The sequence below is a fragment of the Lacisediminihabitans sp. genome, from assembly GCF_043726815.1.
Classification (GTDB): Bacteria; Actinomycetota; Actinomycetes; order Actinomycetales; family Microbacteriaceae; genus Lacisediminihabitans.
In genome coordinates this window covers 53,151-74,200 of the sequence record NZ_JAYSJZ010000050.1, presented here as the reverse complement: position 1 = coordinate 74,200, position 21,050 = coordinate 53,151, and the positions used below count along the sequence as shown (strand labels likewise).

At 70.0% G+C, this 21,050-nt stretch carries 20 protein-coding genes; 4 read left to right on the top strand and 16 right to left on the bottom strand.

All coding sequences use genetic code 11. The features are described from left to right. Window positions 1-9: 9 nt before the first annotated feature. The 5 genes from ACHZD8_RS06095 to ACHZD8_RS06075 all read right to left on the bottom strand — a co-directional run bounded on the left by ACHZD8_RS06095 (window position 10) and on the right by ACHZD8_RS06075 (window position 4,719). The gene (locus ACHZD8_RS06095) at window positions 10-387 is read right to left on the bottom strand and encodes a type II toxin-antitoxin system death-on-curing family toxin (RefSeq protein ID WP_394769270.1); all 378 of its coding nucleotides are present in this window, start codon (window positions 385-387) and stop codon (window positions 10-12) included. Further along, window positions 384-581, bottom strand: coding sequence for a hypothetical protein (locus ACHZD8_RS06090; protein ID WP_394769287.1), 198 nt, complete (start codon window positions 579-581; stop codon window positions 384-386). The genes ACHZD8_RS06095 and ACHZD8_RS06090 overlap by 4 nt, the downstream gene beginning before the upstream one ends. A gap of 71 nt (window positions 582-652) precedes the next feature. Next, a complete protein-coding gene (locus ACHZD8_RS06085; RefSeq protein ID WP_394769269.1) occupies window positions 653-1,813 on the bottom strand; it encodes an acyl-CoA dehydrogenase family protein in 1,161 nt (386 codons plus the stop codon). Window positions 1,814-1,837: 24 nt separating this feature from the next. Continuing rightward, entirely contained in the window at window positions 1,838-3,343 is a 1,506-nt protein-coding gene (locus tag ACHZD8_RS06080) for an aldehyde dehydrogenase family protein (protein WP_394769268.1), read from the bottom strand. Further along, window positions 3,340-4,719, bottom strand: coding sequence for an aminotransferase class III-fold pyridoxal phosphate-dependent enzyme (locus tag ACHZD8_RS06075; protein WP_394769267.1), 1,380 nt, complete (start codon window positions 4,717-4,719; stop codon window positions 3,340-3,342). The genes ACHZD8_RS06080 and ACHZD8_RS06075 overlap by 4 nt, the downstream gene beginning before the upstream one ends. A gap of 101 nt (window positions 4,720-4,820) precedes the next feature. Between ACHZD8_RS06075 and ACHZD8_RS06070 the strand changes: the two genes are divergently transcribed. Beyond that, on the top strand, window positions 4,821-6,329 hold the full coding sequence (locus tag ACHZD8_RS06070; protein WP_394769266.1) for a PucR family transcriptional regulator: 1,509 nt from the start codon (window positions 4,821-4,823) through the stop codon (window positions 6,327-6,329). 6 nt (window positions 6,330-6,335) lie between these two features. Here the strand turns inward: ACHZD8_RS06070 and ACHZD8_RS06065 are convergent, their stop codons facing one another. From ACHZD8_RS06065 to ACHZD8_RS06020, 10 genes are all read right to left on the bottom strand, one after another. After that, window positions 6,336-7,505: a CaiB/BaiF CoA transferase family protein gene (locus ACHZD8_RS06065; RefSeq protein WP_394769265.1), complete on the bottom strand. Its 1,170-nt coding sequence runs from the start codon at window positions 7,503-7,505 to the stop codon at window positions 6,336-6,338. A 42-nt stretch (window positions 7,506-7,547) separates the two neighbouring features. Beyond that, a complete protein-coding gene (locus ACHZD8_RS06060; protein WP_394769264.1) occupies window positions 7,548-8,495 on the bottom strand; it encodes an acyl-CoA thioesterase in 948 nt (315 codons plus the stop codon). Between the two features lie 101 nt (window positions 8,496-8,596). Continuing rightward, window positions 8,597-9,514 (bottom strand): DMT family transporter, encoded by a 918-nt coding sequence (locus tag ACHZD8_RS06055; RefSeq protein WP_394769263.1) that lies wholly within the window; start codon window positions 9,512-9,514, stop codon window positions 8,597-8,599. A 97-nt stretch (window positions 9,515-9,611) separates the two neighbouring features. Then, window positions 9,612-10,061, bottom strand: a complete 450-nt coding sequence (locus ACHZD8_RS06050; protein ID WP_394769262.1) for a pyridoxamine 5'-phosphate oxidase family protein — start codon at window positions 10,059-10,061, stop codon at window positions 9,612-9,614. An 89-nt stretch (window positions 10,062-10,150) separates the two neighbouring features. After that, window positions 10,151-12,376 carry a TIM-barrel domain-containing protein gene (locus ACHZD8_RS06045; protein ID WP_394769261.1) on the bottom strand — a complete coding sequence of 742 codons (2,226 nt, stop codon included), beginning with the start codon at window positions 12,374-12,376 and terminating at the stop codon, window positions 10,151-10,153. Next, a complete protein-coding gene (locus ACHZD8_RS06040; RefSeq protein WP_394769260.1) occupies window positions 12,373-13,527 on the bottom strand; it encodes a glycoside hydrolase family 15 protein in 1,155 nt (384 codons plus the stop codon). The genes ACHZD8_RS06045 and ACHZD8_RS06040 overlap by 4 nt, the downstream gene beginning before the upstream one ends. A gap of 113 nt (window positions 13,528-13,640) precedes the next feature. Beyond that, window positions 13,641-14,888 (bottom strand): ABC transporter substrate-binding protein, encoded by a 1,248-nt coding sequence (locus ACHZD8_RS06035; RefSeq protein WP_394769259.1) that lies wholly within the window; start codon window positions 14,886-14,888, stop codon window positions 13,641-13,643. Between the two features lie 55 nt (window positions 14,889-14,943). Then, window positions 14,944-15,834 (bottom strand): carbohydrate ABC transporter permease, encoded by an 891-nt coding sequence (locus ACHZD8_RS06030; RefSeq protein ID WP_394769258.1) that lies wholly within the window; start codon window positions 15,832-15,834, stop codon window positions 14,944-14,946. Next, a complete protein-coding gene (locus ACHZD8_RS06025) occupies window positions 15,827-16,786 on the bottom strand; it encodes a carbohydrate ABC transporter permease (protein WP_394769257.1) in 960 nt (319 codons plus the stop codon). Before ACHZD8_RS06025 ends, ACHZD8_RS06030 begins: the two co-directional genes overlap by 8 nt. After that, window positions 16,783-18,006, bottom strand: a complete 1,224-nt coding sequence (locus tag ACHZD8_RS06020; RefSeq protein ID WP_394769256.1) for an ROK family protein — start codon at window positions 18,004-18,006, stop codon at window positions 16,783-16,785. The genes ACHZD8_RS06025 and ACHZD8_RS06020 overlap by 4 nt, the downstream gene beginning before the upstream one ends. Before the next feature lie 195 nt (window positions 18,007-18,201). On the opposite strand from ACHZD8_RS06020, the gene ACHZD8_RS06015 reads away from it, so the two are divergent. Continuing rightward, window positions 18,202-18,579: an ArsR/SmtB family transcription factor gene (locus ACHZD8_RS06015; RefSeq protein ID WP_394769255.1), complete on the top strand. Its 378-nt coding sequence runs from the start codon at window positions 18,202-18,204 to the stop codon at window positions 18,577-18,579. After that, window positions 18,576-19,016, top strand: coding sequence for an SRPBCC domain-containing protein (locus tag ACHZD8_RS06010; protein ID WP_394769254.1), 441 nt, complete (start codon window positions 18,576-18,578; stop codon window positions 19,014-19,016). Before ACHZD8_RS06015 ends, ACHZD8_RS06010 begins: the two co-directional genes overlap by 4 nt. A 36-nt stretch (window positions 19,017-19,052) precedes the next feature. Here ACHZD8_RS06010 and ACHZD8_RS06005 read toward each other — a convergent pair whose 3' ends face one another. Beyond that, a complete protein-coding gene (locus tag ACHZD8_RS06005; RefSeq protein ID WP_394769253.1) occupies window positions 19,053-19,496 on the bottom strand; it encodes a flavodoxin family protein in 444 nt (147 codons plus the stop codon). Window positions 19,497-19,792: 296 nt separating this feature from the next. Here ACHZD8_RS06005 and ACHZD8_RS06000 point away from each other — a divergent pair, with 296 nt between their 5' ends. Further along, window positions 19,793-21,022 carry an MFS transporter gene (locus ACHZD8_RS06000; RefSeq protein WP_394769252.1) on the top strand — a complete coding sequence of 410 codons (1,230 nt, stop codon included), beginning with the start codon at window positions 19,793-19,795 and terminating at the stop codon, window positions 21,020-21,022. The last annotated feature ends 28 nt before the right edge of the window (window positions 21,023-21,050 follow it).

The window sequence follows — 21,050 nt, the reverse complement described above, 5'->3', positions numbered from 1 at the left end:
CGGGGCGGCTCAGCGCCCTTCGCTGCCCCGCGAGATTCGGTCGGCGATATCGAGAACCTCATCTATTCGCCCGGATGCGACATCCACTATGAACTCGTACGCCTCGTCATTTGACCAGGTCAGCCGAGTTCCGTTCATACCAAGGAAGGCGATCAGGGCGGCGAGAGTCAATCGCTTGTTGCCGTCGATCAGTCCGTGATTCCGAGCCAGCGAGTGAGTCAGCGCCGCCGCCTTCTCGGCGAGAGTCTCGTACGCGTCCGTTCCTAATGCGCTAGCGCGCGGACGAGCGAGTGCCGACTCGAGGAGCCCCTGGTCCCGCACCGGCATGTCGCCTCCAAGGGCGCGCTGACCGATGTAGAGGAGATCCGGGTAGGTGAGGTAGATCACTTTCCGAGTCGTTCAAGGGCTTCGGCATAGCGCGGGAGCTCCTCATCGAGAACGGTTCTCAGGAGGTCTCGACGACTGTGATTCTCCACGTATTCACGCACGGCCTGCTTGGCGATGTCCTGCATGGATCGGGACTCGTACTCCGCACGTCGACGCAGAGCATCCGCTTCATCGTCGGTCAAGCGGAGCGTCATGGGCACGTCGATATGGTATCACCGATGACACCGGACAGTGACGGTCTTCGGCAGCGTGGTGCCGCAGCAGGTCAGCGGAAGGCCGGGATGCCCGTGATGTGGCTGCCGATCACGAGGGTGTGCACCTCGTCGGTGCCCTCGTAGGTGCGCACGCTCTCCAGGTTGTTGGCGTGACGCAGCGGCGAGTAGTCGAGAGTGATGCCGTTGCCGCCGAGCATCGCTCGGGCATCCCGGGCGATCTGGATCGCCTCGCGGCAGTTGTTGAGTTTGCCGATGGAGATCTGGTGCGGCTGCAGCGCGCCGGCGTCCTTCAACCGGCCCAGCTGCAGCGCCAGCAGGGTGCCCTTGTTGATCTCGATGGCCATGTTCACCAGCTTCTCCTGGGTGAGCTGGTAGCCGGCGAGCGGCCGGCCGAACTGGAGTCGCTCCTTCGAGTAGTCCAGCGCGGCGAGGTAGCTGTCGCGGGCGGCCCCCATGACCCCCCAGATGATGCCGTAGCGCGCCTCGTTGAGGCACTCGAACGGGCCGCGCAGGCCCTTCGCCTTCGGCAGCATCGCCGATCCGGGCAGTCGCACCTCGGTCAGCTCGATCTCGCACTGGATCGAGGCCCGCATCGAGAGCTTCTGCGGGATGACCGTGGCCGCGAAACCGGGCGTGCCGGTCGGCACGAGGAAGCCGCGGATGCCGTCGTCCGTCATCGCCCAGATGACGGCGACGTCCGCGATCGAGGCGAGTCCGATCCAGCGCTTGGTGCCGTTGATCACCCAGTCGTCGCCGTCTCGCCTGGCGAAGGTGGTCATGCTCCCCGGGTCGGATCCGGCCGTCGGCTCGGTGAGGCCGAAGCATCCGATGGCCGTGCCCGCCGCCATCCGCGGAAGCCACTCCTGCTTCTGCTCCTCTGAGCCGTGCCGGTGGATGGCCGTCATCGCGAGCGACCCCTGCACGCTCACGAAGGTGCGCAGGCCGGAGTCCCCGGCCTCGAGCTCGAGGGCCGCGATGCCGTACTCCACGGCGCTCCTGCCCGGGCAGCCGTAGCCGGTGAGGTGCATGCCGAGCAGGCCCAGCTCGGCCAGCCGCGGGATGATGCCGGTGGGGAACTCCGCGTTCTCGTACCAGCCCGCGATGTGCGGCTTGATCTCCGCGTCCACGAACGCGCGCACCGTGCGGCGCAGCTCGAGCTCGCGCTCGGTGAGCAGGGAGTCGACGTCAATGAGGTCGGAATTCTCGGGCATCGGTTTCCTTTGCTGGGCGTCTGGCTAGTGTGGCAGGGTCGGTCGGCCGTTGAGGCGGCGCGGGAGCTTCCAGGGATTCTCGGGCCGCAGCGGCGCGGGAAGCTGGTCGGTCGACGCGTTCTGCAGGCTCACCGGTCGCACGAAGCGGGAAAGGGCGCCGGCGCCCACGCTCGTCGCCTCCGGCCGGGAGGTGGCCGGCCACGGTCCGCCGTGCTGTTGCGACCAGGTCGTCGCGACGCCGGTCGGCCACGAGTTGACGGCGACGCGGCCCACCCGCCCGGTCAGTCTCGCGATCGCGTCGGCGGCATCCGCGTCGTCCTCCCCGGTGAACACGGACGCCGCGAGCGAGGGCTGCAGCCGATCGAGGGCCGCCAGGGCCGACTCCAGGTCGTCGTACTCCGCGACGAGCGCGACCGGACCGAAACACTCCTCGAGCAGCCGCGATCCGGGAGTCAGCCGGTCGAGCGCCACCGGGATGGCGCGGGCGGCGGCAGAGAATCCGGGCAGCGGCTCCGTGACCCCGGTGGCCGGCGCGCCTTCGCTCGCGGCGACCAGTTGCGAGACGCCGCCCTCGTACGCGGCGGCGATCGCCGCGGTGAGCAGAGGGGCCGCCTGCACCCGGGAGACGGCCTCGGCGATGGAGTCGACGAAGCCGTGCCCGGCCGGCACGAGGATGAGGCCGGGCTTCGTGCAGAACTGCCCGGCCCCGAGCGTGAACGAGTCGACGAATCCCCGCGCGATCGCCCCCCGATCGCTCGCCGCGGCGGGCGTGACCAGCACCGGGTTGACCGTGCCCATCTCGGCGAAGACCGGCACGCCACGGCGGGCCGCCCGCTCGACGAGTGCCATTCCGCCGCGTTGGCTGCCGGTGAAGGCCACGGCGCGCACGACGGGCGAGTCCACGAGCCGGAGCCCGGAGTCGAAGCCCACGACCACATCGAAGCAGCCATCGGGGGCGCTGGCGTCTCGGAGGGCGCCCCGCACGATCGCGCCGAGGCGCACGCTGAGGCGCGGATGCGCCGGGTGGGCCTTCACCACCACCGGACAGCCGGCGGCCAGCGCTGAGGCGACGTCATGGCCGAAGATGCCGAACCCGAACGGGAAGTTGCTCGCGCCGAACACGGCGACCACCCCCACCGGAATGTTCCAGCGCACGAGCGATGACCCGCCGGGCAGGTCGTCGCGGCTCACGCCAAGGTAGCTGCCCTCTACGGCGGCGGCCGCGTAGAACCGGGCGCTCGCCGCCATCCGCGCGAGCTCTCCCTCGAGGCGGTCCGGGCCGAGCCCGGTCTCTGCTCGAGCGAGGTCGACGAGCTCGGCCGAGGCGGCGAGCACGGCATCGGCCGCGGCGGCGACCCAGGTCTCTCTGGCCACCGGGCTTGCCGCGGAGAGCCGGGGAGCCGCGCGCTCCGCCAGGTCCAGCACACGGGCGACCTCCTCCGGGGTCGAGTGGGCGACGCCTCCGGTGCGCTCACCCGTTGCCGGATCGAAGCTGGGGTCCTCGCCGACGTCGGCGAGCGGGAGGGTCACGCCGTCGCCGCGTGCCGAAGGGCGGATGCCTCGGCGGACTGTTCGACGATTGCCGCCGCCAGCACCCGGAGGCCGTCCTCCAACAACTCGGTGCCGATGACGAGCGGCGGGAGCAGCCGGATCACGTTTCCGTGGGTGCCGCAGGACAGCACGAGCACTCCCGCGGCGTGGCAGGCCGCCACGACGGCCTTGGTCACATCCGTCCGCGGCTCGAGCGTGATCGGATCGGCGAACTCGATGGCCATCATGGCCCCGCGACCGCGCACCTCGGCGACGACGGGGACCGAGCCGAGCAGGGGCTCGAGGTGGGCTCGGACGAGCCTCTCGATGACGCCGGCGGCGGCAAGCAGCGAGCCGTCTTCGAAGGCCTCGAAGACCCCGAGCGCGGCGGCGCAGGCGAGCGGATTGCCCGCGTACGTGCCCCCGAGGCCGCCGGCGTGCACCGCGTTCATCAGCTCGGTGCGACCGGTGACGGCGGAGAGCGGCAGGCCGCCGCCGAGCGCCTTCGCCGTCACGATGAGGTCGGCCTCGACGCCCTCGTGCTCGCTCGCGAAGAGGGTGCCTGTGCGGCCCATGCCGGCCTGGATCTCGTCGATGACGAAGACGATCCCGTGGGCATCCGCGATCTTCCGCAGCCCGGCCAGAAAGCCCTCGGCCGGCACGAGAAACCCGCCCTCGCCCTGGATGGGCTCGATGACGATGGCCGCGAACGACTCCGGGCCGCGCTCGGCGAGGATGCCCTCGACCTCGGCCAACGCCTCGGCGGCGGCGTTCGCGGCGCCTCCGGGCCAGCGCAGCGGAGCGGCATTGGGCGCGCGCACGATCTGCTCGGGGAACGGGCCGAAACCGAGCTTGTACGGGTTCTCCTTCGCCGTCATCGCCATGGTGAGCAGGGACCGGCCGTGATAGGCCTCGTCGAACACGAGCACGTTCGGGCGGCCGGTGGCGGCCCGGGCGATCTTGATCGCGTTCTCGACGGCCTCCGCGCCGGTGGAGGAGAGGGCGCTGCGCTTGTCGAACGAGCCGGGGGTGTGCGCGTTGAGCCAGCGGCAGACCTCCGTGAAGCCGTCGTATTCGGTGACCATGAAGCAGGTGTGGGTGAAGCGCTCAAGCTGGGCCGCAACCCTGGCCTGCACGAAGGCGTTGCTGGCCCCGACGCTCGTGACGGCGATCCCCGAGGCGAAGTCGATGATGCGATTGCCGTCGACGTCCAGCAGGATGCCGCCCTCCGCACGGTCGATGAAGACGGGCAGCGCGGTGCCGAACGCCGAGGTCACCTCTCCGTTGCGTTGCGCCTGCAGCTCGCGGGATCGCGGGCCGGGGATGGGCTGGGCGAGGTGACGGGACTGGGGCAGGGCGGGGAGTGTGGGGGCCATGAGGCCAATGTAGCCACGGGGCGTGCCGCGGTCAGTGGATGATTAGACCCATTTTGCAGCGGAATTAGATAAAGTGACCCAACCGGCCGGGAGGAGCGCGGATGGTCACCCTGGAGCAGTTGTGCGACCGCCTCGGCGGAGAGCTGCGCCCGGCGGCTCCCGGTCCGATCGGGCCCCACGCCCTCACCGGGGTGCACATCTCCGAACTCGCCGATCCCACCCCGTACCTGGAGGGCGGGGAACTGCTGCTCACCACCGGAATCCCGCTCACCGGCGGGGCTGTCGGGATCCGCGACTACGTGGGCAGGCTGGCCGCGAAGGGGGTCTCGGCGCTGGGGCTCGGTCTCGGCGCCGGAACGGACCTGGTCGATCCGGAACTCGTGTCGGCCTGTGCCGCTGCCGGGCTTCCGCTGCTGCTCGTGCCGGAGGCCGTTCCCTTCATGCACGTCTCCCGCGGCTTCTGGCAGCTCGTCGGCAGGTCTGAACAGGCCGACCTGGCCTCCCGCCTCAGCCTGCAGACCGCCCTCGCCCGCGCGGCGACCCGCGACGACGCGGCCCAGGCCATCGTGAGCTCCCTCGCCCAGGGCCTCGGCGGGTGGGCCGCCTACCTTCCGGCGGACGGCGGCACGGCGACGGTCTGGCCGGCGAGCGCCGCGGACGTCGTGCCCTTGCTGCGCCTCGAGTCGGCCAGGCTCAACCTCGTGGGCACATACTCGGCGGCCACCTTCCCGCTGAACGGAACGGATGTGGTCGAACACGCCATCGTGGTCGGCAGGCGCACCGTGGGCTTCCTCGCCGTCGGGGCGGGGCGCGGACTGCGCACGGCAGACCGCCAGCTCATCCTCACGTCGTGCATGCTGCTGTCGCTCACCGCCCAGCGGGCACAGGAGGCGTCGCGGGTGGAGGCGGCGCTGGGCGGCGCCATCGCGGCGCTCATCCTGGCCGGTCACGTCGACGCGGCGCGCGTGGCCGCCGAGCACAGCGGGATGCCGCCGCTCGGCGACTTCGCCCGGGTCTTCGCGCTCCGCGGGGACGGGGCGGCACTCGACTCCCCCGATCTCGGCGCGATCGTCGGGTCGCTGGCCGCCGGGCCGAACTCCGATCTGCTCCCCGCCGGGCTGCGCGACCGGGTCTCGGCGTCGATGCTGCGCGCCACCGCGGGCGGCGTCCGCGTGCTGATCCTGCCGGAGGGGCGCGCGGGCCGGGCCACCGAGTCCGGAGGCGGCACACTCCGGGGCGACTTCGCCGCCGCCCTCAGCGCGCCACTCCCCCTCCGGGCGGTGGCCGCCGCCGTCGGGCCGGTCGCCTTCGCCTGCCGCACCGCGCGGGCCGGCACGATCGTCGCCGTGAACGACACCGCCGACGACCGCGGCGCGGCCTGGTTGGAGGCCCTGGGTCGGCATGCGCGCGGCGACCTCACCGAGACGGTGCGCTGCTACCTCGCCCATCGCGGGCAGTGGGAGAGCACCGCGCGCGAGCTCGGCATCCACCGCAACTCCCTTCGCCACCGGATCGCGACGGCGACCGAACTAGTCGGCGCGGACCTCACCGATCCGGACACCGCCGCCACGCTGTGGGTGGCTCTGCGTCATCGAGCCGTCTCGGGCTGACGGCCGTCAGCCGCCCAGCCACTCGCGCACGGCCGCATCCTGCTCCCCCAGGAGGGGCGGCGCGGAGTTTCGGAGCGGGATCGGCGGACTCCAGCCGATCGGATGCCGCACCTGCGTGGCGACCACCGCCCCGGCCGCGTCGACGACGTCGATGGTCGGCTCGAGGCCGAGACTCGAGGCGAGCGCGAGGCCGTCGGCGATCGTGCCGACTCGACCGGCCGGCACGTTCACGGCCGTGAGCCGGCGCTGCCACTCGGCGGCCCCCGCCAGCTGAAGTCGCCCCTCGAGCAGTGGCACGAGGGTCGCCCGATTCGCTACACGCAGGGGGTTGCTCGCGAACCGCGGGTCGTCGGCGAGCTCGGCGACCCCGAGCACCGCCGCCAGGCGCCGGAACTGCCCGTCGTTGCCGCAGGCGACGGCGATCGGTCCGTCCGCGCACTCGAGAGTCTCGTACGGCGCGATCGAGGGATGCGCGTTGCCCAGCCGCCCGGGGACCGCCCCGGCGCCGAGCACGGCCTGGGCCTGGTTGGCGAGCGCGCCCTGCAGGCTCGACAGGAGGTTCAACTCGAGCCGGGCGCCCAGACCGGAGGACGCCCGGCGCAGGAGCGCCGCGAGGATGCCGGCCGCGGCATCCTTCGCGGTGAGCACGTCGACGAGGGCGACGCCGGCCTTGAGCGCCGGGCCGTCCGGCTCGCCGGTGATGCTCATCAGGCCGCCGAGCGCCTGCACCACGAAGTCGTAGCCGAGCAGGTCGCGGCCGGCCGCGCTGCCGAATCCGGAGATCGACGCGTAGACGACGCCCGGGTTGGTGGCTCTCGCCTCGTCGTAGCCCAGGCCGAGCTTCTGCATGCCGCCCGGCCGGAAGTTCTCCACGACCACGTCGGCGCGGGAGATCAGCTCCCGGGCCAGGCCGAGGTCGACCGGGTCGGCGAGGTCGAGGCACACCGACTCCTTGTTGCGGTTGACGCTCTCGAAATAGGTGGACCCGGTCGCGGAGAACGGCGGCCCCCAGGAGCGGGTGTCGTCCCCGTCCCCCGGCCGCTCCACCTTGATCACCCGCGCGCCCAGGTCGGCGAGCGTCATGGTGGCGAGCGGGCCGGCGAGGATGCGGGAGAAGTCGGCGACGAGGATGCCGGCGAGGGGGGCGTCCGCGGTGCTCATTCGGCCGTGATCCATGCTGCCGAGACTAATGGCACGCGCGGGGGCTGCGCAGTCGGACTAGCTGCGATGCGCCCCGTCGACGGGCAGGGCGGTGAGTTCCGCGCGCATCGCGATGAGGTCGATCGCATGTGCGTCGAGGGCGCGGTCTTCCTCGGATCGCGGCACCAGGGTCGGCACCGCCACCGCGCGACCGTCGTCGCCCGTCGACACCAGGATGCTCATGCACTGCGTGGTCATCTCCATCACCGGATCGATGGGATCGCCGGATCGCACGTGGATCGCCACGTGCATGCTTCGCTGTCCGGTGTGGATGAGCCGCGCCTCCACCTCCACGATCTCGCCGATGTGGATCGGCCGGTAGAAGTGGATCCCGCCCGAGTACACGGCGATCGACGCCCTCTTGCTCCACCCGGTCGCGCAGGTGCGGGCCGCCTCGTCGATCCAGCGCATGACCGTTCCGCCGTGCGCGTTGCCGCCGAAGTTGACCACGGAGGGCGCGGCCAGGAAGCGGAAGGTGACCCTGGGCGCCGTGCCCTCGCTCGTGTAGCTCTGGCGGCGCATCTCGTAGTGGATCCGCGCGCGGGCCACGATGCGGCCCTCGGCGCCGGCGGCGATCTCCAGGTCGTCGAGACCGCGCGGCACCCACTCCGGAACCCGCTGCGGGCGCCCGGCGGCGTCGACGGCCACAAACACGAGGATGCAGTTGGTGCCCAGGCTGAACTCGCCGTCCCTGGTGTCCGCGGACGAGATGGTGACCTGCACGTGGATGCTCGTGCGCCCGGTGTGGATCACCCGGGCCGTGGCCTCCACCAGTTCGCCCGGGTGGATCGGACGGCCGAAGTTGACGTTGCCCACGTACGCGGTGACGCAGGACGCCCCCGCCCAGCCGACCGCACAGGCGTAGCCCGCCTTGTCGATCCACTCGAGCACGCTGCCGGCCTGCACGATCGCACCATCGGCGTCGCCGGGGGACGCGAGGAATCGGAGGGTGATGCGATCCTTCATGTCCGCCCTTCGGGCCCTTTCGAAGACGGCGACGGGGCCGTTCCCGCCACCGATGCAGATGGTCCCCCCAGCGTAGCGCCGGTCCGACCGCGAGGATCCGCCTACGCGCGCGCCGGCGCCTGCGGCTCGGCGGCGCGTCGCCCGCGGCGCAAACGACCGACGATGCGGTCGCCCTGGCTGATGCCGACGACCCCGAGAATGACCACGGCTCCCCCGACGAGCTCCGTCACGAGCGGGACCTCGCCGAGCCAGAGGAAGGAGATGAGCACGGCGACGGCGGGAACCAGGTACAGCAACGACGTGGATGTCACCACCGGGAGCCGCGCGACCGCGTAGCCCCAGAGGACGAACCCGACCGCCGAGGGCAGCAGGCCGAGATAGACGGCCGCCAGCCAGGCCCCGGGGTCGGCGGAGACGATCTGCTGCCAGCCGAACGGCACGAACGGGATGGTCATGATCGTGCCGGCGATCATCGCGTAGGTCGCCACCTCGACGGCGCTGTACCGGCGAAGCAGCGAGCGGGACAGCGGGTGGTACACCCCCTGCACGATCATCGCCGCCACGACGATCCACACGGCGGCACTGAGGCTGAGCCCGGCGCGAGCGAGGCAGACCACGAGCACACCGGCGATCGCCAGGACGCTCCCGATCACGCGAACGACACTCAGCCTCTCCTTGAAGGCGACGGTCGCGATGCCCACCGACACGAGCGGGGCCGCCGCCACGATGATGCTCGACGTGCCGGCCGGCACGAACAGCTCGCCGGTGTTGAGCAGCAGCTGGTAGGCGGTCATCCCGAAGAACGCGCAGGCCAGCACGAGCAGGAGGTCGCGGCGGGCGGGCATCCGCACCTTCAGGAAGGGCGCGACGACCAGCAGCGAGACGGCCGCGACGATCAGCCGCACGAACGAGAGGCCGATGACGCCGAGGCCGGGAGCGGCCACGCTGATGGCGGGAAACGCGCTCGCCCAGAGCACGACGACGCCCAGACCGGCGATCACGACTCTCGTTGACTTCATGCTGGCAAGCATGCGCGTGGCAATCGTTCACGTCCATGTACTTTTTGTTGGCCTGGAGCTAAATGAGCCTGTGTGTCGGCGGTGCGAACGCCCGGTCTCAACCGCCGTAGAGCGCCTTCGCCATCTCCTTCACCGAGCGGCGTGGTCCGACGAACCGGCGCCCGGTGACCACGTCCGGCAGGATCCGCACGTAGTTCCACTTCTCGGTGGGGCTCAGCGAGTGCAGGCCGAGAACGCCCGAGGCCTCGATCTCCGCGTCCAGCGCCATCCGCTCGGCCCGTCCCTTCACCACCACGCTCCAGCGGGCACGGCGGTGGGTGCCCTCCACCTGGAAGGCGACCCGGGGATGCCTCGTGAGGTCCATGAGCTTCGAACCGGGTGCGCTTCGAAAGAAGATCACGCGATCCTTGGCCAGGAAGTTGACGGGGAAGATGTCCACCCCGTCGTCGGTGGACACGGCGAGTCGGCCGACGGAGGCATCGCCCAGGAGGTCCCAGCAGACCTCCTCCGCGAGTTCTTCGACCGGCGGGCGGGGCGAATCGGACACGGCACTCCTCGGGATCGGCGGGGTTCCATAGTCTCCCGTCTCGGGCCTCCGTGTCGACCGGCGCTCGCACATTCGCGCGAACGGACCGGTCAGTCCCCGAACACCGCCGCCACGCGGGGCCAGGCCGCGGCGCGAACGTAGATCGGAATCTCGTCGATGGGCGCGGGTCGTTTCACCACGCGGCCCCCCTCCACGGCGTCGCCAGACCACGCGTCCACCCATTCGCCGGCCGGAAGGTAGGTCGCCCACTCGGTGGCGCCCGCCTCGGTGACCGGGCAGACCAGGAGGTCGTCGCCGAGCATCCACTGCAGCGGATGCCGCCAGACGTTCTCGTCGTGCGGTGCGTCGAAATAGAGCGGCCGCATGAGCGGGGCGGACGTCTCGATGGTCGCGCGCGCCTGGTCCGCGAGGTAGGGGACCAGGCGCTCGCGCAGTTTCGCGAAGCGCCGGAAGGTGGGTAGTACCCGGTCGTCGTCGTTGCGCTCCGCGATGTTCCACGGAGTGCGGTCGCCGCTCGGCAGCCGGTGGTGGTTGAACTCGGCGTGGTACTGCATGATCGGCACGAAGGCGGCCGCGGCGGCGGAGCGGAGGTACAGCTCGCCGTCCGGCACCTCGCCGGAGAATCCGCCGAGGTCCCAGCCCCAGTAGACGATGCCGCTCGAGGCCGCGGAGAGCCCGGCGAACAGGGACCACCGGAACGCCTCCCAGGTGGAGTTCTCGTCTCCGGCCCAGTACGTGCCGTGGGCCTGGCTGCCGGTGAACCCGGCGCGGCTGAAGGTGACGGGCGCCTTGCCTGCCGACTCGAGCAGGTCGCCGAACGCCTTCGCGTAGTGAACGGGGAAGAGGGCATTCCCCTCGTCGCCGTGTCTGCCGTCGAGGTACCTCAGGTCGCGCCCCCAGGCGTGCTCACCCCCGTCGGTCTTGAATCCGTCGACCCCGATCTCATCCACGAGGTAGCGGCGCTTCTCGGTCCACCACTTCGCCGCTCGATCGTCTGTCAGGTCCGGCATCAGGCCCAGCGGAAACCACCAGCCCCGGTTGCGGTAGGGCCGGAGCGACCCGTCAAGGGCCTCCTCCTGCACGAGCACGCCCTCGCGAATCGCGGCGGCGGCATCCGCAGCGGCCTGGCCCTTCGGATGCGGCCGCATCTTCACGAGCGGGATCTGCCAGAGGTGGAGCCTGATCTCGCGCGCGTGCAGCTCGTCCACCATGCCCTTCGGGTCCGGCCAGGCGCCGTCCGGGGGAAAGTCGAAGTCCGCCAGTCTGTGCGGAGCGCCGTCCTTGGTCACCGCATACCGGGAGTCCCGCCACGCCGTAAAGGTACTCTCGTCGCTCCACGCCTCGATGACGACCGACCCGACCGGGATGTCGTGCTCACGATGGAGGTCCATCTGCCGCATGACCTCGCGCTGGGTGTTCCACTCGTTCGCGCTCGCCCAGAGCCGGAAGATCCAGGACGGCAGCTCGGTCGGGCGACCTGCCTCAGCGAGAAACTGGTCGAGCACCGAGGTCGGCGTGCCCTCGTAGACCGCGAGGTCCAGCACCGAGACATCCCCGCTTGCGCCGTCCACCTCGGCCTCGACCCAGATGCGTCCGGCCTCCTGCTCGGCGAAGTCGAACCACACCCGGCGAGAGGTGCGCACGTGGAAGCCCCACCCCTCGGCACCCACGATGTGGGCGAACGGCATGGGCAGGTACGTCTTGCGTTCGGCGCCCTGGCTCTTGTACTGCTCGAAGACGACGGAGTCGAGGCTCGTGCCTCGGTGGTCGAGCGCGTCGAAGCGTTCGCCGAGTCCGGTGACGTGTTCCGCATCCGCAATCGGAAGGGCGAAGCGCACTCGGCGGGTGCGGACGCCGTCGTCGAGCACCGCCTCGCTGCCCGGAATGACCCGCTCCGGCCCGACGGTGCGAACCGCGCCTGGCGCCGGGCGCCAGCCCGCGACTCGGAAGTCGAACCACCGGGTGGACTGCCGACGCGCGCCGGAGGCGACGAAGCGGTAGCGGTAGTGCTCGCCGGGGCGAAGCCCGTCGAGCCTGAGTTGCCAGCCACCGGAGGTGCGGGCGAGCCTCGCCTGCGCGGAGGCGAGGTGGCCCCCGTCGGTCGACTGTCCCCGCGACGTGCGGGCGGTGGCCTCGAGGTCGAGACTGCGCGGCTCGCCGCCATCCCGAACGACCTCGGCGGCGGCGGCAGTGACCTCCGACGAGGTGCGCACCCCCAGAACGACGGGCTCGCCGGCGACGGGATCGATGGGCCAGCGCTGTTCCGTGTCGACGGAATACGGATGTCCGGAGCCGAAAGGTCGATGACGGATCATGCGGCTGCCACCTCCACTACGCTGACCTCGACGGCGAGCCGCACGAACATGGCATGGCTCCAGAGCAGTGGTCTCGCCACCGGGCCCCAGCGATCCTCCCACTCCTGGTAGCGGGAGGGATCGAGCAGGTGATCCCCCACCTGTTCGGGCAGGGCCCCCTCCCCGTTGGCGGTCCCGGCCGCCCAGGCCAGCAGTTCGACGGCGCGTCGGCGGTCGCCCGCCGCGGCGTAACCGAGTCCGAGGAGGCAGCTGAGCAAGGGCCACTGCCCCCCGCCGAAGAAGGTGTCGTCCAGGTAGCGGTGCACGCCGCCGCCGACGTTCAGCGAGCCGTCGATCGCCAGCAGGGTGCGCGAGCCGATCTCCCCGGATGCCGGGAAGAGGCCGAGGGGAGCGACCGCCGCGAGCGCGCTCGCATCCACCTCGGTCGAACCGAGCCACTTGGCAAGGTAGCCGTGCACGAGACCGCGCTCGACGATGGTGCCTCTGATCGACTCGCTGGCGGCGAGCGCCCGCTCGAGGCGAGAGCCGTCGATGGCGCCCGCGTCGGCCACCGCGCTGAGGCCGGCGGCGACGCAGGCGAGGGTCGACACGTGCACCTCGGAGGCGTTCTCCTCCCACCAGTCGAAACACGGCCGCTGCCAGGACGAGGTGAGATAGTCCACGCTCAACTCGATGGCTCTGGTCCACCGGGTGAGGCTCGTGCCGTGGCGACGCGAGTGCTCGGCCACGGCCCAGAGCCAGGTGCCGAATCCGTCGAGCTGGAAGTCCCACCACTGGTCATCGCCGTCCTCGCCGGCGAAGGTGAAGCGAGTGGGGAGCATCTGCGCGTCCGGCACGGGGTCTCCGGCCAGCGCTCTCGAGACGATGTTCACGATGGCCGGCTCGCGAGCCACCAGGATCCGGGAGCACCAGTCGAAGAACCGCTCCGCCGACTCGCTCGCGCCCGCCGCCGACATCGCGTCCGCGATGAACGCCCCGTCCCGAAACCAGCAGTAGCCGCGGTAGGCCGAGAAGGTGGGACTCGCCGGGTAGGCCCCGGTCGCGTCCTGCAGGCCCAGGATCAGTTCGACGCTCGACTCGGCGAGCCGGGCGAGGGGGTCGCGTCCGTCCGTGTCGCTCCCGAACTGGACGCCGTGTTGCGCCTCGATCATGCTGGTGTCTCCCTGGTTGTTGGTGCGCGGTTCCCGCGCGACGGCGATGAAGGTCCCGGGGCCGAGTGGGCCCCGGGACCGTGCGGCTGTGCCCGGCCGACGGGGTCGGCGGCTCAGCCGGCGAGAAGGGCGTTGATCTTCTTCTCGGCGTTGGTGAGCGCCTGTTCCACGGTCTCGCGGCCGGCCTGAGCCTCCACGAGTTCGCCGGTGATCGCGTCCTGCATCGCCGACTGGTTGTCACCGATCGAGGGGGCGGGAGCGATCTTCTTCGCGGCGTCGAACACCGCCTGGCGGTTGGCCGGCTTGCCCTTGGTCAGGTACGAGTCGAGCTTCGCGGTGTCGGAGATGGTGGGAAGCTCCCACCCGGCGTCCAGCCGAACGCTGACCTCCTCATCCGAGGAGGACATGAACTCGGCCCACTTCTGGGCCTCGACCGGGTGCTTGCTGGTCGCCGAGACGCCGATGCCGTTCGAGAAGACCGCGCTCGCCGTGGTGGTGTTGCCCGGCTCGACGGCGATGTCCCAGTTGGCCGGGGTGTCCGCGAAGGAACCGAACACCCAGATTCCGGTGTGCAGCATCGCGAGCTTGCCCGCCTTGAACAGGTTGGTGTCGAAGTCGGCCGTGCCCTGCCCGTCGGCGATCGTCGGCATCGTCGTGCCGCTCTTGTCGACGAGCCACTTGGCCGCCTCGATGCCGGCCGGCGTGCTGAACGCTGCCTTCTTGCCGTTCTTGCTCAGGAAGCTGGCCCCGTTCTGCACGAGCGCCTTGTAGTACTCGTTGTAGGTGACCGGCTGGTGGTCACCCCACACGCCTGCCGCCTTGTTGGTGAGCTTCTGGGCGGCGGCCGTCTCGTCCTTCCAGGTCCAACTGCTCGTCGGGTACTTCACGCCCGCCTTGTCGAAGAGGTCCTTGTTGTAATAGAGCACCACATCCGAGAAGGAGGTGGGCAGCGCGTACTGCTTGCCAGCGGTGGCGTAGCTGTCGAGCAGGGCCTTGTTGAACTTCGCCGCGGGGACGTCCTTCAGCTCCGCCAGGACACCGTTGGCCTGCAACGGTCCGTAGCTCGACGGCCCGTTGATGTCGAAGACATCGGCCGGGGTGCCGGCGGCGAGGTCGGTCTGCAGCGCGGTTCCATATGAGTCGTACGGCAGGGTCTTCACCGTCACGGTGATGTTCGGGTTCTTCTTCTCGAACGCGGCAACGATCTTGTCCAGGTTCTTTTCGTTTCCGCCATTGGAAATGAAGTTGGAATAGGTGATCGTGACTGGGCCGTTCGACTTGGGCGTGGCGGATGCGCAGCCGGTCACGGCGAGGGCGAAGGCCCCCGCGAGGCCGAGTGCGACCATTAGCTTTCGATTCATGTGCTGCTATCTCCTTTGATGTGATGGTGCGGGTGGTGTGTGCGGGTATCGAAGGTCATTTGAGCCCGGAACTCGCGACGCCCTGAATCACGTACTTCTGGGCGAACACGTAGAGCGCGAGCATCGGGAGCACACTCACGACCGAACCGGCCATGATCACGTCCCACTGCGAGGTGTACTGGCCCTGGAGCCCGGCCAGCGCGATCGGCAGGGTCTGGAGTTCCGGCGAGCGCAACACCACGAGCGGCCAGAGAAAGCTGTTCCAGCTGCCCATGAAGGCGAAGACGACGAGGGTGGCGAGGGCCGGGCGGATGTTCGGCAGAATGATGCCCGTGAAGATGCGGAAGTGCCCAGCGCCATCGATCGTCGCCGCCTCATCCAGTTCCCGCGGGACCTGGTTGATGGCCTGTCTGAGCAGGAAGATGCCGAACGCGGTCGCGAAGGTCGGCAGCAACGCCCCGAGGTAGGTGTCGAGCAGCCCGAACGCCTTCAGCTCGACGAAGAGCGGCACGATGAGCACCTGAAGCGGGATCATCATCGTCGCGAGGTACACGCCGAACACCACGTTCTGACCCCGGAAGGGCAGTCGGCTGAACGCATAGGCGGCGGTGGAGCTCGTGACCAGTTGCACCGCCGTGGTGATGAAGGCGAGCAGGAGGCTGTTGAGGATCACCTGCCCAAACGGCCGCTCGACGAAGAGCCTTTCGTACGCGCCGAGGGAGGGATTCTTCGGTATGAGCGCCGGCGTGGTGGTGAGACTCGCGCCGGGAGTGATCGAGGTGATGATCGTCCAGAGGAAGGGGAAGAACATCGCGATGGCGCCGATGATGATCACGACGTGGAGCACGATCACCCCCGCCAGATGCAGCCTGGCCTCCCGGCTTCGTGGTGCCCGGCCGACAGATCGGCGCGCCGGGGCGGTCCTGGTGAGAAGCGCTTCAGCCATAGGTCACCCACCTCCTCTGGCCGCGGATTTGGATCACGGTGACGGCGAGCACCACGGCGAACAGCATCCAAGACAGTGCGGACGCCTCGCCGGCCCGTCCGTAGCGGAAGGTGAGGTCGTAGATCTGCTGCACGACGACCTCGCTCGCCCCGTTCGGCCCTCCCCCGGTCATGGCGTACACCTGGTCGAAGACCTGGAAACCGTTGATCAGGGAGATCACGATCACGAAGAATGTGGATGGCGAGAGCAGCGGGAGCGTGACGCTGAAGAGCCGCCGCCACCAGCCCGCGCCGTCGACCTTGGACGCGTCGTACAGCTCGGTGGGGATCGCCTGCAGCCCGGCGAGAAGGATGACCATCACGAATCCGAGGTCCTTCCACGACGACGCCACGATGATCGCCGGCATCGCCCAGTGCGGGTCTGTCCACCAGCCGGGACCGTGGATGCCGACCGCGGCCAGCACGGTGTTGACGATTCCCGTTGTCGGGCTGAGCAGCCATCGCCAGACGAGGGCAACGACGATCCAGCTCGTGACGACGGGAAGGAAGTAGATCCCCCGAAGGAACGACCGCCCCTTGAGCGCGGCGTTCAGGGCTAGGGCCAGGGCCAGCCCACCGAAGTAGACCAGGGGAAGATAGCCGGCGATGTAGTAGATGGTGTGCAGGAACACGTCGCCGGTGATCGGGTCGGTGAGGAGCTTGGCATAGTTGCCGAGGCCCACCCACTGCATCGGTGCGAGCAGGTTCCACTTGTGCAGGCTCACCCACGCCGCCGCGACCATCGGGCCGAGGACGAAGAGCAGCAGGGGTATCGCGCTCGGCAGAAGGAACGCGAGCACCGTGAACGTGTACCGCGCCCGGTTGCGGGCCGTGCGTCCGTCGCGCGTCGGGATGGTGTGCCGAAACTGCGGCTCCTTGTCCAGGAGCGCGGTCTGGGCCACCGACACGCTCATGCGCCGGCTCCCGCCTGCGGGAAGGCCTGCTCGACGAGGCGCTCCCGCACGAGGCGGCCCTGGTCGCCGGCCATGTCCTCCGCGTCGAACGGGGTGGCGAGCACGAGTGCGGCCGCTCCCTGCGCCCAGCTCTCGTCCTGCCAGGTCTCCACGGCCACGGCGACTCCGCGTCGGCTCGGGATCAGGGACGAGCGGAAGGCGGGCTCGAACCCGAACGACCAATGGCTCCAGGCCGCCGTGCCCTCGCCGAGCACGATCACGATCTCGGGATCGAGGGTGTGCACGATGCCGGCCAGCGTGCGGCCGAGAACGTGGCCCGCCTCGCTGAAGATGCGGGTGGCCTCGGGGTTGCCGGAGTCCGCCGCTCCGCGCAGCGCCGCGATGCCGCTCTGCTCGCCGATGACTCCCCGCTCGCGGGCCAGCCGCACGAGCGCCGACTCGCCGATTATCGACTCGAGGCAGCCGTGGTTGCCGCAGGTGCAGAGCGGACCGTCGATCTCGACGGGAACGTGGCCGATCTCGCCGGCGCCGCCCCCCGAACCGCGCAGCACCACGCCATCCACCATGATTCCGGCGCCGATTCCGGTTCCGATGGTCACGACGAGAAAGTTCTCGTGCAGCCGACCGACCCCGTACAGGCGCTCGGCGATGGCGAGCGCGTTCACGTTGTTCTCCACGATCACCGGGAGGTTGAGCTCGCGCTGCAGGGTGGATCCGAGCGGCACCTGCCGCCAGCCCATCTGGGTCGAGTCGACGAGTCCGTTGGCCTGGCGGTCGACGCTGCCTGGCACCCCGACGCCGACTCCCAGGAGCGGCGCCGAACCCCCGCCGGCGACGAATCGCCGCAGCAGTCCGGTGAGGTCGGCGAGGAACGTCGAGGCCGACGCGTCGAAGGGCTCGCTCGCCGATCGCACGACGGTCCCGTCGATGCCGACATCGACGAAGGCCACGTGATCGGCGACGACCTTCACGCCGATCGCACGGCCCGCGGTCGACATCAGGCCGAGCATCCGTGCCGGGCGACCGCCCTGGGATGGCGAGTGCTCGAGCTCCCTGAGCAGCCCCTCGGACAGCAGGTCCTTGGTGAGCTGCGTCATCAGAGCGGGAGAGACGTTGAGCGCCCGAGCCAGGTCGGCGCGGGAGGCGGGTCCGTGGGCACCGAGTCGAGCGAGAATGGCTGACCGGTTGACGTCAGTGCGGGCTTGCGGGCGATTTGCCAAGAGAACCTCTTTGTTCAGAACTAAACAAAGAATAGAACAAAGAAGTGAAGTTAGTCAACTGCGCGCTCGGATGGCGCGAATTCGCCCGGGAATACGGCTCGATCGAACGCTCAGCGCCACCCGGACGAAGGCCGCTTGTGCTTTATTCAACCATTCGGTATTATACCAATTAGTTGATTACGAAAGGAGCAAGACGTGCCCACCGACCAGCTGAGCCGCACCTTCGCCGCACTCGCCGACCCCACCCGCCGTGCGATGCTCTCCCGTCTCTCCCTCGGCGAAGTGACGGTCGGGCAGCTCGCCGAGCCGTTCTCCATGACCCTCGCTGCCGTCTCGAAGCACCTTCGCGTGCTCGAGAAGGCGGGGCTCGTCAGCCGAGGCCGCGACGCGCAGTACCGGCCGGCGCAACTCGACGCGCGCCCCCTGGCGGCCGCATCGGGCTGGATCAGCGACTACGCCCAGTTCTGGTCAGACAACTTCGACACCATGGGCGCCTACCTTGGGCGACTCCAGTCCGACCAGCCCGGTTCAGAGCCCACCCCGGGCACCCCACTCGCAGGAGAACACTCATGACCGACGGAATCACCATCACCCGCACGTTCGCCGCCCCGCGTGACCTCGTCTACTCGATGTGGACGACCCCCGAGCACTTCGCGGTGTGGTTCGGTACCGACGCCGTCGAGATCCCCCTCGATTCGGTCGCGCTGAACGTGGAAGTGGGCGGTGAGTGGAAGGCGACCATGAACCTGCCGGACGGCAACTCGATCAACTGGATCGGCGAGTATGTCGAGGTCGAGCCGCCCAGCCGCCTGGCCTTCACGATGACCGACAACCCCTCGAACCCGGCCCGCGAACCCGTCACGGTCACGCTGGTCGAGGTCGACGGCGGCACCGAGATGACGATGACGCAGAACGGGGGCAATCTCACCGAGGAGCAGTACGCCCAGACGATCGTGGGCTACAACGCCTTCTTCGACGTCATGGAGCGGCTGCTCGCCGAGCGGATCTGACGCCTCGAGTCGGGTGCGGGCTCGTGGTCGGCGCCGCTAGGCGGTGCGGGCCACCTCGGCCGCGATGGACCGCCCCCAGGCGGTAGCTGCCTCGAGTTCACCGTCGAGCAGGGGGCCCTCGGTGCCCTTCACGGTGAAGCCGCGAGGTTTCGCCACGATCGTGGCTCCCGCGTCCTCGAGCGATTGGGAGATCCTGGCCGCGGCATCCCCGTGGATGAAGAGCCGCACTCGCGTGTCGAAGGCCGCGGCGTGCGTGCCCACGAGCTGTCCGGCGCCGAGTCCCGCGAGGAACTTCTGCATGGCCGCGGTGGGGCGCCATCCGTTGATCGGGCTGCCCACCACGAGGAGATCGGCCGCCAGGCTCGCCGGATCGAGCCGGGCCACGGACACCGCGGTCGCGCCGCCGATCCCCGCCGCGATCGCCTCGGCGACCCGCTCCGTGTTGCCGTAGTTCGAGTCGAAAACCACCAGCGCAGACATCGAACACCTCTCTCGGTTGCCTCGGTACGAGTCTGTTCCCCCGGGTCGCGTCCTGGTGGGGCTAAAGGCCCTGCGCAGCCGCGCCGCGGCCGACTTCGACGCGATGCGACGAGGGCGCCGCGACGCTCGAGACCGACACCGCGGCCGTTCGGGATGCCTTCGGGGCATCGCCGGGGTACGCCGGGGTGACCGTCGAGCACCTGCTCGCCTGGGCGGCCCTGACCGGCTGACCCGGTTCGCCCACGCCCCGCTGCGGGCTGCCATAATGGTGGCTCTCGGTGGCTGGGGGTGCGGTGATGTCCGGTTCTCCTCCTCGGTGGTCGGCCTGGCGCGTCGTCACCGGATTCGGCTTCCTCAGCCTCGCCGTCGACATCGTCTCCGACGGGGGAAGCTCGCTCGCCGGGCCGCTTCTCGGCCAACTCGGCGCGTCCGCGCTGGTCGTCGGGCTCGTCACGGGCGTCGGCGAGGCCATCGGACTTGGGCTGCGCCTCGCCACCGGCCCCTGGGCCGACCGCACCCGCCGCTACTGGACGTTCACCGTCGTCGGCTACGCGCTCACGGTGATCTGCATCCCCCTGCTGGCCCTCGCGCCGTTCGTCGGGGGCGCCGGGCTCGCCGTAGCGAGCATCCTGATCATCGGCGACCGCACCGGAAAGGCGGTGCGCAGTCCGGCGAAGACCGTGCTCCTCGCATCGGCCGCGGGTTCGGTGGGGCGTGGCAGAGGCTTCGCGGTGCACAAGGCCCTCGACCAGACGGGCTCTCTGCTCGGCCCCCTCCTCGTCGCCGGCGTGATCGCCCTGACCACCGTGCTCTGGCCCGCCTTCGCCGTGCTCGCGGTGCCGGGGGCCATCGCGCTCGCACTGCTCGCGGTGATCCGGATGCGGGTGCCCGACGTGAGCGTGTACGACACCAAACTCGACAGGGCCGCGGATGCCGCGGCCGACGGGAGCGATCCCCCACCACGCCTTCCGCCGACCTTCTACCCGTTTGCCGCGGCCGCGTTCGCCGCCAACGCCGGCCTCGTCACCTACGGCGTGATCTCCTTCCACCTGACGAAGGTGGGGCTGGTTCCCCTGTCCGCTGTGCCCCTCGTCTACGCGGCGGCGATGGCGGCCGGGGCGGTCGCGGCACTCGCGAGCGGCTACATCTACGACAAGAAGGGAACGAACGTTCTTCTCGCCCTTCCATTTCTGATCGCCCTCGTGCCCGGGCTGGCCCTGTCGAACCAGATCGGCGCCGTGATCGTGGGCGTGGTGGCCTGGGGGGCGGCCTCCGGCATCCAGGAGTCGACGGTGAAGGCGATGGTCGCCGATCTCGTGCCCTCTGCGCGCCGGGCGACGGCCTACGGCATCTTCGCCGCCTTCGAGGGCGCCGGCGCGCTCGTGGGCGGGGTGCTCTCCGGCGCCCTGTACGGGCGGCTCGGAGTGCTCATCCTCGTCGTGATCGCGCTGCAGGCGTGCTCCCTGGTGCTGCTCGTGGTGACCGTGCGGAAGCAGCGCAGGCGGGACCTGTCCGTCGCGAAATAGCGGCCTCGCCTCTGGACGGATACGCGCG